10 protein-coding genes are annotated in these 10,810 nt (G+C 59.9%); 7 read left to right on the top strand and 3 right to left on the bottom strand.

Features of this window, described 5'->3' with window-relative positions; all coding sequences use genetic code 11:
- Both U4012_RS35340 and U4012_RS35335 read right to left on the bottom strand, forming a co-directional pair.
- A partial coding sequence (locus tag U4012_RS35340; RefSeq protein ID WP_415750430.1) for an ABC transporter permease subunit occupies positions 1-296 on the bottom strand: 296 nt, incomplete at its 3' end.
- A gap of 10 nt (positions 297-306) precedes the next feature.
- Positions 307-1,257 (bottom strand): branched-chain amino acid ABC transporter permease, encoded by a 951-nt coding sequence (locus tag U4012_RS35335; RefSeq protein ID WP_321804481.1) that lies wholly within the window; start codon positions 1,255-1,257, stop codon positions 307-309.
- 533 nt (positions 1,258-1,790) lie between these two features.
- On the opposite strand from U4012_RS35335, the gene U4012_RS35330 reads away from it, so the two are divergent.
- The 7 genes from U4012_RS35330 (at position 1,791) to U4012_RS35300 (ending at position 10,158) form a co-directional block, all read left to right on the top strand.
- Positions 1,791-3,902, top strand: coding sequence for a hydantoinase/oxoprolinase family protein (locus U4012_RS35330; protein WP_321804479.1), 2,112 nt, complete (start codon positions 1,791-1,793; stop codon positions 3,900-3,902).
- A 2-nt stretch (positions 3,903-3,904) separates the two neighbouring features.
- The gene (locus tag U4012_RS35325) at positions 3,905-5,587 is read left to right on the top strand and encodes a hydantoinase B/oxoprolinase family protein (RefSeq protein WP_321804477.1); all 1,683 of its coding nucleotides are present in this window, start codon (positions 3,905-3,907) and stop codon (positions 5,585-5,587) included.
- Positions 5,588-5,597: 10 nt separating this feature from the next.
- A complete protein-coding gene (locus tag U4012_RS35320; RefSeq protein WP_321804474.1) occupies positions 5,598-6,428 on the top strand; it encodes an NAD(P)-dependent oxidoreductase in 831 nt (276 codons plus the stop codon).
- Positions 6,429-6,467: 39 nt separating this feature from the next.
- Entirely contained in the window at positions 6,468-7,664 is a 1,197-nt protein-coding gene (locus tag U4012_RS35315) for an FAD-binding oxidoreductase (RefSeq protein WP_321804472.1), read from the top strand.
- 30 nt (positions 7,665-7,694) lie between these two features.
- Positions 7,695-8,435: an SDR family oxidoreductase gene (locus U4012_RS35310; protein ID WP_321804470.1), complete on the top strand. Its 741-nt coding sequence runs from the start codon at positions 7,695-7,697 to the stop codon at positions 8,433-8,435.
- A 33-nt stretch (positions 8,436-8,468) separates the two neighbouring features.
- A complete protein-coding gene (locus tag U4012_RS35305) occupies positions 8,469-9,221 on the top strand; it encodes an SDR family oxidoreductase (protein ID WP_321804469.1) in 753 nt (250 codons plus the stop codon).
- 184 nt (positions 9,222-9,405) lie between these two features.
- Positions 9,406-10,158: a FadR/GntR family transcriptional regulator gene (locus U4012_RS35300; protein ID WP_321804468.1), complete on the top strand. Its 753-nt coding sequence runs from the start codon at positions 9,406-9,408 to the stop codon at positions 10,156-10,158.
- A 187-nt stretch (positions 10,159-10,345) separates the two neighbouring features.
- Here the strand turns inward: U4012_RS35300 and U4012_RS35295 are convergent.
- A partial coding sequence (locus U4012_RS35295; RefSeq protein WP_415750429.1) for an MFS transporter occupies positions 10,346-10,810 on the bottom strand: 465 nt, incomplete at its 5' end.

Below are 10,810 nucleotides of genomic sequence, written 5' to 3'. Positions count from 1 at the left end.
CTCAGGTGCGGCGAACTCAGCAGTGCCGCCGTGTACGCGCCCACCGCGTAGAACGCGATGTAGCCGAGGTCGAGCAGGCCGGCGAAGCCGACCACCACGTTCAGCCCCAGCGCGAGCATCACGTACAGCATCGCGAAGTCGAGCACGCGGACCCAGTAGTTGCCGCCTGCCGAGCCGATGATGATCGGCGCCGCGATCACGAAGGACGCGGTCAGCAGGCCGATGACGACGGTCTTGGCGGTGTTGCGCTCTTCGACGAGGGTCATCGAAGGTTCAATCTGTTGGGTGGAATTCATCTGATTCTCCTTATGCGCGATCGGCCACACGCTCGCCCAGCAGGCCCGACGGACGGAACACCAGCACGATGATCAGCACGATGAAAGCGAACACGTCCTGGTAGTTGCTGCCGAATACGCCGCCCGTGAAATTACTGATGTAACCGGCACCCAGTTGCTCAATGAGGCCAAGGACCAAACCACCGACCATCGCGCCCGCGAGGTTGCCGATGCCCCCCAGCACCGCCGCCGTAAAGGCCTTCAACCCCGGAATGAAGCCCATGTAGAAGTGCACGTTGCCGTATTCGGACGCGATCATCACGCCGGCCAGTGCGGCGAGCGCGGAGCCGATCATGAACGTCGCCGAGATCACGAAGTTCGGGTTCACGCCCATCAGGCTCGCGTTGTTCGGGTTCTCCGCGATCGCGCGCATTGCGCGGCCGAGCTTGGTCTTGTGCACGAGCAGCAGCAGGCCGCCCATTACGATGAACGCGACGGCGATGATCACGATTTCAGTGACCGAGATCACGGCGCCGGGCGTCGTGTCGGTGGCCTTGATCACGTTGATCGGGTCGGTGGGCAGCAATTGCGGGAATGGCAGCGGATTGCGTGACCAGATGATCATCGCGGCCGTCTGCAGCAGGATCGACACGCCGATCGCGGTGATCAGCGGCGCGAGACGCGGTGCGCGGCGCAGCGGCCGGTACGCGACGCGCTCGATCGCAAAGCCAACGACCGCGCAGACAACCGCGGCGATACCCAGGCCTATCGTCAGCGTCGCGACATTGCCGAGTCCCGGGAAGTGGTTCTGCAGCACGGTAATCGCCGACAGGGCGACCATCGCGCCAACCATCAATACATCCGCATGTGCAAAGTTGATGATGCCGAGAATGCCGTACACCATCGTGTAGCCCAACGCGATGATGGCGTACACACTGCCGAGCACCAGCCCGTTGAGAACCTGCTGAATAAAAATATCCACCGACGCTCCATAGCGCCCCTCTTAACGGGGCCAAATTGAACGAACCCGCCAGCGCCAATCGCTGACACACCGACGCAAGACAGGCCCCTTCAGGGAAGCGCTCCAACGGGGTACCTCTCCCCCCGCTCCCCGGCCGCGACACTTCTTCGCCGCCCTCAAAAATCTCCGAAAAAAATAGTTTTTGCAAATTTTCCGTGTCGCGTATAGTTACGGACAGGGGTTGACGCGGCTTGCCACTCACGACAACCACTACAAAAAAATACCTTATAAAACAATGTACTACACGATAATTTCAGAGCTCACCGGCGGCTCTCAGGCGAAAATTAATTTGTCTCCGTTGACAGCACTGTAAGACGTCACTCATCATATGTCAACGAGCAAAAACAGCAACTCAGCACTCATCGGAGACTGTGTGCTGGGTCAGCAAGGATCGTGATGGGCAGCCTCCGCGCCCCACCACAATCCGGTGTTCGTACATCGCGAATCTGCCTGGCATACGTCAGGCGCATGAAATTGGTTTAAACAGGAGAGTCATGGTGGCCAGTCACGACAAGGCACGAGTCGGTGTTGATATCGGCGGGACCTTTACCGATGTCGCGCTTGAACTCGGTGGGAACCTCTTTTCCACCAAGGTCCTTACGGATTACACCGCGCCCGAACGCGCGATCATCAAAGGTGTCAGCATCGTCGCGAGCAAAGCCGGCATCGAGCTGAAGGACATCGGCGTCATCATTCACGGCACGACGCTCGCCACGAACGCACTCATCGAACGGCGCGGGGCGAAGACGGCCTTCATCACGACGGAAGGTTTCCGCGACACCATCGAGATGCGAACCGAAAACCGGTTCGAGCAATACGATCTGAACATCAAGCTTCCGCCGCCCCTCATCGACCGCTGTGACCGCTTCACACTTGGCGAGCGCGTCGATGCGCAAGGCGGCATCCTGCTTGCCCCGACGGAAGCGCAAATCAACAGCGTCGTGGATCGCATCGAGCAAGGTGGATACGAGAGCGTCGCAATCGGCTTCATCCACGCCTACGTCAACGGCGTACACGAGCGCATGATGCATGACGCAATCGAGAAGCGACTGCCGAACGTCTCTGTCTCGATCTCGAGCGAAGTGTCGCCGCAGATCCGGGAGTTCGAGCGCTTCAACACGGTCTGCGCGAACGCCTACGTTCGCCCGATCATGAAGTCGTATCTCGATCGCCTCCTCGGCCAGGTCCGGGCGGCCGGTGCTGTGTGCCCTATCTTCATCATTCACTCGGGCGGCGGCATTGTCTCGATCGAGAGCGCATCGGAATACCCGGTACGTCTCGTCGAATCGGGACCCGCCGGCGGTGCAATCTTCGCCGCGCATATCGCCGCGCGATACAGCCTGGATACGGTCCTGTCGTTCGACATGGGCGGCACGACGGCAAAGATCTGCCTCATCGACGACTTCACGCCCAAAACGGCCAATACCTTCGAAGTCGCACGCACGTATCGCTTCAAGAAAGGCAGCGGCATGCCGATCTCGATTCCGGTCGTCGAGATGGTGGAAATCGGCGCAGGCGGCGGCTCGATTGCCTCGCTTGACGTCATGCGCCAGATTCGCGTCGGCCCGCATAGCGCCGCGTCGGAACCTGGCCCCGCCTGCTACCAGCGCGGTGGCAAGCAGCCGACCGTGACGGACGCGGACCTTCTGCTCGGCCGCCTTGACCCGAACAACTTCGCCGGCGGCTCCATTCCCTTGTCGACCGACAATGCATCGCACGCCATGCTCGATGACGTCGGTGCCGCCCTGTCGCTCAGTTCCGAAGAAGCGGCATACGGTGTCGCGGAGGTCGTCGACGAGAACATGAGCAATGCAGCACGCGTCCATGCAGTCGAAAGCGGCAAGGACATCGGCGATTACACGATGATCACGTTCGGCGGCGCCGGCCCGCTGCATGCCGCACGCTTGTGCGAGAAAAGCGGCATCAAGAAATTCATCGTGCCGCCCGGCGCAGGCGTGGGTTCTGCGATCGGCTTCCTGCGTGCGCCGTTCGGCTACGAAAGCGTGCGCAGCGCGAGCATGCGCTTCAACGACTTCGATGCGAACGCACTCAACGAGATCGTGGATCAACTCAGCGCCGAGGCGATTCATTTCGCGCGTCAGGGTTCCGGCGACGTCGAACCTGTCGTCGAGGTGAAGGCGTTCATGAGATACGTCGGTCAGGGCTGGGAAATCCCCATCGCAATTCCCTACCGCCGATTCGGCACCGAGGACCGTGCCGCCTTTGCCGAACTGTTCACGAAGGCCTACACACAGTTCTTCGGTCGTCCGATCGATGGGCTGGATATCGAGATCGTGAGCTGGGCGGTCAAAGCAAGCTCGCCGCTGCCGCCGGTCGAGCGCCTGCAATTGGTCGATGCACTCGCCCCCGTCGACGCGGAGAAGACGCGGAACATCTTCGATGCCGCGCTGCATCGCTTCGTGGAAGCCGCCATCGTCGAACGCGGCACGCTGAGCGTGGGCGAGACAGTCGTGGGTCCGGCCATCATCGTCGAACCCGAAACGTCGACGCTCGTCACGTCCTCGTTCAATGCCACGGTACAGCCCGACGGCTGTCTGCTCGTAACGTCCAAAGAATTGACCGCTGCTACTGCGAATCAGGAGTAATCATGTCCCTCAACAATATCGACACCATCCACATGCAGGTCATGTGGAACCGCCTGATCTCCGTCGTCGAAGAGCAGGCAATGGCCCTGATCCGTACCGCATTCAGCACCAGCGTGCGTGAAGCAGGCGACCTGTCTGCCGGCATTTTCGACAAGCGCGGCCGCATGCTGGCTCAGGCGGTTACTGGCACACCGGGTCACGTCAACACGATGGCAGAAGCCGTCGAGCATTTTATGAACGAGATCGGCGTTGACCACATGTACGAGGGCGACGTCTATCTGACCAATGACCCGTGGAGAGGGACCGGCCACCTTCACGACTTCACGGTCGTCTCGCCGTCGTTTTTCAACGGTGAACTGATCGGCTATTTCGCTAGCACGGCACACGTTGTCGACATCGGCGGCCGCGGGTTCGGTCCCGATTCGCGCGAGATCTACGAGGAAGGGCTGTTCGTCCCGATCATGAAGCTGATCGAGCGCGGCGAAGTCAATCGGGATCTGGTCAACATCCTCCGCAACAACGTTCGCGAAGCTGACAAGGTCGTCGGCGATCTCTATGCGCTCGCCTCCTGCAACGAGACCGGTCATAAGCGCCTGCTTGAGATGCTCCGGGAATTCGACTTGAAGGACGTCGAAGGCATTGGCGAGTTCATCCTGGCTCGCAGCCGCGAAGCAACGCTCGAACGGATCGCCGCACTGCCGAAGGGTACGCAAACCAACGAGATGACGCTTGATGGCTACGATTCGCCGGTCAAGCTCAATGTGACGCTGACGATCGCGAATGATCATCTGCTGGCCGACTTCGCAGGGTCGTCACCTGCCAGCCCGTTCGGGATCAACGTCCCTCTGCTGTACGCGAAAGCGTACGCATGTTATGGGCTCAAGTGCATCATCGCCCCCGAGGTCCCGAACAATGCGGCGTCTCTCGAGCCGTTCCGCGTCCAGGCTCCCGCGGGCTGCATCCTGAATGCGCAACGTCCGAGCCCCGTCGCCGTGCGCCACGTGCTCGGTCACTTCGTGCCCGATTTGGTACTGGGTGCACTCGACAAGATTCTGCCGAATCAGGTTCCGGCCGAAGGTTCCGGCGCGCTGTGGAACCTGCATGTCAGCGCCCGTCCGGCCCGGGAGGATTCCGGCTTGAAGGGTGCCGAAATTCTGATGTTCAACAGTGGAGGCACGGGTGCACGGGCAGAACTTGACGGCCTGTCGGCAACGGCATTCCCCAGCGGTGTTCATGCGATGTCGGTTGAAGCCACAGAGCAGGTCGGGCCGATCGTCGTCTGGCGCAAGGAAATGCGTTCGGGCTCGGGCGGCGCAGGGAAGCACCGCGGCGGACTGGGGCAAATCGTCGAAATCGGACCGCGCTCCGGATACCAGTTCCGCTTCAACGCGATGTTCGATCGCATCGATCACCCTGCCCGCGGCCACGCCGGCGGCAAATCCGGTGCCCCTGGCCAGGTCACGCTGTCCGACGGCACCAAGATGCGAGGTAAAGGCACGCAGGCAGTTGGCGAGTATCAACGCGTCGTGCTGTCGTTGCCTGGTGGCGGTGGCGTCGGTTCGCCGGAACAACGCAGCAAGGAAGAACTGCTGCGCGATATCCGCAACGAATACATCTCCGAGTCGCAGTTGCGCGACGAGTATGGCCTGACACTCGACCAGTTGACAACTTCGATCAGCCAGTGAGGAACATGGAATGACCGACATCACTTCCCCCCCGTTCAACAACATCCTGGTGACGGGTGCCGCCGGTGCGTTAGGTTCCGTGCTGCGGGAGTCGCTGCGGCCGTATGCGACAACGCTCACTCTCAGCGATCGCCAACCCCTTGGCGACGTGCGCGAGAACGAACGGCATTTCGTTTGCGACCTCTCCGATCGTGACGCCGTACTGGAGATGATGAAAGGAGTCGACGTGGTTATTCACCTCGGTGGCGCTCCACGCGAAAATACCTTTCAGGTCATCCTCGACTCGAACATCGTCGGCGGCTACAACATTTACGAGGCCGCCCGCCAGTGCGGCGTGAAGCGGGTCGTGTACGCAAGCTCCGTCCACGCCATCGGCTTCTACGAATGCACCCAAACGATCGACGCAAGCGTGCCGCAGCGCCCGGACAGCCTGTACGGCGTCAGCAAGACGTTCGTCGAAAACCTTTCACGCTACTACTTCGACAAGTTCGGCCTGGAATCCGTCTGCCTGCGAATCGGTTCGTGCTTTCCGAAGCCTGTCGACCGCCGCATGTTGGCGACCTGGTTGTCGTATGAAGACTTTTCGCAGCTGTGCATTCGATCGCTGATGGCACCGAGTGTCGGCCACATGGTCGTGTACGGCAACTCGAACAACAGCGCCAACTTCTGGGACAACACCCAGGCCGCCTACCTCGGGTACCGACCGACGGACACCGCAGACACCTATCGCGCCGAGGTCTACGCGAACACCGGCACGCCTGACCCTCGACATCCGGCGGTTCGGTTTCAAGGCGGCCAGTTCGCAGCCGACGGGCATTTCGAAGATCCGAAGGTCGACTGAACTGTCTGCCCCGGCACGATATTTTTAGAAGGCAAAGAGATGGCACAGCAAGCAACAAAGGCTCACTATGACGTCGTCATCGTGGGTGGCGCCGTAGTCGGAAGCGCAACCGCGTATTTCCTCGCGAAGAATCCCGACTTCAAGGGCTCGGTGCTCGTCATCGAGCGCGACTGGACTTACGCGCAATCCGCGACGGCATTGTCGAGCGCATCGATCCGGCAGCAGTTCTCGAACCCGCTGAACATCAAGATCTCACAGTTCGGAACGGAGTTCATTCGCAATTTCCACGAACTGGTCGAGGTCGACGGTGAAGCACCGGAACTCGGATTCAAGGAAAACGGCTACCTGTATCTCGGCGATGCGACTGGTGCACCGATGTTCGAGCGCAACTATGCGACGCAGCGCGAGAACGGCGCCGACGTCGTGCTCCTCGATCCGGAGCAGCTCAAACAGCGCTTCCCGTGGCTCAACACCGACCAGCTCGTCAATGGCGTCTACGGGCAAAGCGGTGAAGGATGGTTCGACAGCTACGGCCTCCTGCAAGGGATGCGCCGCAAAGCACGTTCTCTCGGCATCGAGTACATCGAGAATGAGGTGGTCGATATCGTTCGCGACGGGTCGCGCATCACCGGCGTAAAGCTCAAGAGCGGGGAGACAATCGGCTGCGGCGTGATGGTGAATGCCGCTGGCACACGCGGGCCGGCAATGGCTCGACTCGCGGGCCTGCAAATTCCTGTCGAACCACGCAAGCGTTGTCTTTTCGTGTTCGATTGCCGCACACCGCTCACGGGTACGGTACCGCTCACGATCGACACCACCGGGATCTTCTTCCGCCCCGAGGGCAAGTACTATCTGACCGGTTGTTATCCGGATCCGGATCCGCTCGCCGACGTCAACGACTTCGATGTCATCCACTCGGAGTTCGACGAAGTGATCTGGCCCGCCCTTGCGGAACGTATTCCGGCATTCGAAGCCATCAAGGTCGTCAATTCGTGGGCCGGACACTACGATTTCTGCATGCTCGACCACAACGCAGTCATCGGGCCGCATTCCGAGGTGACGAACTTCCTATTCGCGAATGGTTTCAGTGGCCACGGACTGCAGCAGTCGCCCGCGGTTGGGCGCGGCCTGAGCGAACTGATCACCTATGGGAAGTACCGGACACTCGACCTTGAGCCGCTCGGATACGAGCGCGTTGTCGAGAACAGGCCGTTCCTCGAAGAAGGCGTGATCTAACCTAGCAACATACCGGTGGAAGTCCAAGCGATGAACTCTCATTCGTATCGGACCGCCCTTGTGACAGGCGCGTCGAGTGGCATCGGTCGCGCCGTCGCACAACGGCTGGCTCGAGAAAACATACAGGTCTATGCCGTCGGTCGAGATGCGGTCGCTCTCGACGCGCTCGCTACGGAATGCAACGTCACTCCAATCGCAGTGGATCTGCGAGACACGTCGCCGCTCAAGGCGCTATTCGATCGTGTCGAGATCGATGTTGTCATCAACAATGCTGGTCTCTTGCCGGCAATCTCGAAATTTGCCGATTCGGCGCGCGAGGATATCGAGCGAACGATCGACATCAACCTCCGAGCCCCCTTGGAGATTACGCTGATGGCGCTTTGTGGCATGACGAAAAGACAGCGCGGTCATCTGTTCTTCATTGGTTCCAGCGCCGGTCGTTTCCCACATCCGAACACGGCTGTTTATGGCGCCACGAAGGCTGCGATCAGTATGTTCTGCGACTCTTTGCGCTGTGACCTCCTCGGCAGCAAGGTTCGCGTGACCGAAATCGCCCCTGGCCGGGTTCAGACTAGCTTGTATCGCACCGCACTCGGTGAGGCCGGCGCAAACGAGAAGCTGTATGACGCCTATCGTTCGATTCAGCCACAAAACATCGCCGAATTGATCACGACCGCCATTGCGCTTCCCGACTACGTCGACGTGTCGAGGATGGAGGTGTTCCCGACGGACCAGGCGGCTGGCGGTTCGCAGATCGTGTCGGTCCGCTAGCTTTCGCCCTTCGTAACGAGGAAAACCTGGATCATGAAGAATCAACGCGTTGTAATCGTCGGTGGCGCATCCGGACTCGGCCTGTCCGTCGCCAAGTTAATGCTCGCTGACGGCGCCGAGCGCATCGCACTCATCGACAAGAATGCCGCGCTTCTCGACGAAACGGTCCGCAACTTGACAGCTGAAGGCCACCAGGTCTTCGGGGCCGAAGGCGACATCACGCGCAAGGACTCCGCTCACGCGGTGTTCAAGCGGGCGCTGGAAGCGCTTGGTCGCGTAGACTCCCTCATCAACAGTGCAGCAATCTATCCGCGTCGACCGTTGCTTGAAATTTCGGACGATGAATGGGACCTCGAGAACGCGGTCAACATCAAGGGTACCTACCATATGATGGTCGCTGCAATCGAGCACATGCGGGCTCGCCCGAAAGTTGAAGCTCATGTTGCGGGTCGTATCGTTAACATCACATCGGTTGACGCGTTCAAGGCACATCCGCAAAACGGACACTATGCCGCCACGAAAGCCGCTGTCGTCAGCCTCACCAAATCGTTCGCTCAAGAAGTCGCGATGGACGGCATTCTGGTCAATTCTGTGGCACCGGCCGGCTTTGCAACCGAGCGCGCAAAAAAACTCGGCTTCCTGGGAGAACTTGCGTCGGCCAATCCACTGGGCCGTGCAGCAGAACCCGAGGAAATCGCCCAATGGGTCGTGATGATGGCAAGCAACCGCAACACCTATGCGACCGGCGAGAATGTGATCATCAGTGGCGGCTACATCTACGCATGATGTAGGTCAACTGAACTGTCGCTCCCCCACTCGATGCAGCGGGGCGAGCGACGAGGCGCCCTTGAGTATGATAAAGTCATACTATGTCATACGGCGCAGGTCATACACAGACAACCGAGCGCCGGCGCGGTATGCCTGCATCCGACAATTGCAGAGCCTTCCTATCCTGTGTGGAGCGCACGGAATGTCTCTGGACGCTGAAACTCTTCTGAAGAATGCCGCCAGCTCAGGCCGGCGGCGCAGCCTGACTGAACTCGTTATTCAGGCGTTGAACGACAAGATCGACCGGGGCGAATATCCCCGCGGTTCGAAGCTGCCGACCGAGCCAGAGCTCTGCTCGGAATTTGGCGTGAGCCGCACTGTCATTCGTGAGGCAGTTGCCTCGCTCAAGCTTGGCCGCCGCCTGGTAGCACGACATGGTGTTGGCGTGTTTGTTGCGGATGAATCCGCTCAGTCAGCAGAGCCTAGCTTCATCGACTCGACCACGCTGAACAACTCGATGCATGTCCTTGAGCTTCGAATCGGGGTTGAATCGGAAAGTGCCGCATATGCTGCACGGCGGCGATCCGAGCCCCACCTGAAAGCGCTCAAGGAGGTGTACGCCCGCATGGAGATCGTCGCAATCGACAACGACGCCGAATGCGCTCGCGCAGATTTCGAGTTTCATCTGGCCGTCGCAACGTGCTCCGAGAACCCGAATTTCGTGTCGATCCTGAAGTCGCTGGGGCAGGAAATCATCGGTGATCTGCGGCTCAAGCATGCGAAGGCGAATTTGAAGGAACGCAAGACTTACATCAAGCGCATCCAGCGCGAACATGCCGACATCCTCGAAGCAATCGAGCGCCAGGACGAGAGCGGCGCCCGACGTGCGATGCGGCGCCATCTCAATGAAAGCCTGGAACGCTACCACCATTTGACGAGCGCGCGCTCGGAATAATCGAAGCGGCCAACAGAGCGGCTGCACTGCATGCGGTCGCCCCTCCCGTCGGGCAATGCGCTCGCCTTTCCGCTCACGCGACTGTTCCAAACGATTTCGCCCGACGCAATCATCGCGTCGGGCGAAATGCTGTCACCAGTCAATCAAGGCTTCGGCGACAGGGTGTGCAGCGTGCCAGTCGGCGCGATCAAGTCCGGGTGGCGACGTCACCACGCATCGGCTTGCCCGTGCGATCAACGCACGTGAACAGCGCCGCTACACCAATCATCGCGGCTGCAATCAAATAATACGCTGGAATCAAATTACTTCCGGTCCGCTGTATCAGCCATGAGTTGATCATGGGTGCTGTACCGGCGAAGAGCGCGACCGAAATGTTATAACTGACGGCCATACCCGTAAAACGAACCCAAGTCTCGAACAGCGACGGAATCTTCGAATAAACGCAAGAAAGCATCGAAGCGAGACATAGATTGAGAATCAGTAGCGCCCCAAGTCGGGCCGCCGTGTTCTCGACGGTCAGCAGATAAAAGCACGGCACCGCCACGACCAGGATCGCCAGGCTCCCCGCAAGCATCATCGTCTTTCGGCCGATACGGTCCGCGACCATGCCGAGAAGCGGAATCGCAACGATCAGAAACAGTTGCGAAATCAG

Source organism: Burkholderia sp. BCC1988 (genome assembly GCF_905339895.1).
Lineage (GTDB): Bacteria > Pseudomonadota > Gammaproteobacteria > Burkholderiales > Burkholderiaceae > Burkholderia.
Note: the sequence above shows the minus strand (reverse complement) of the source record. Positions and strands in the feature narration are given on the sequence as shown.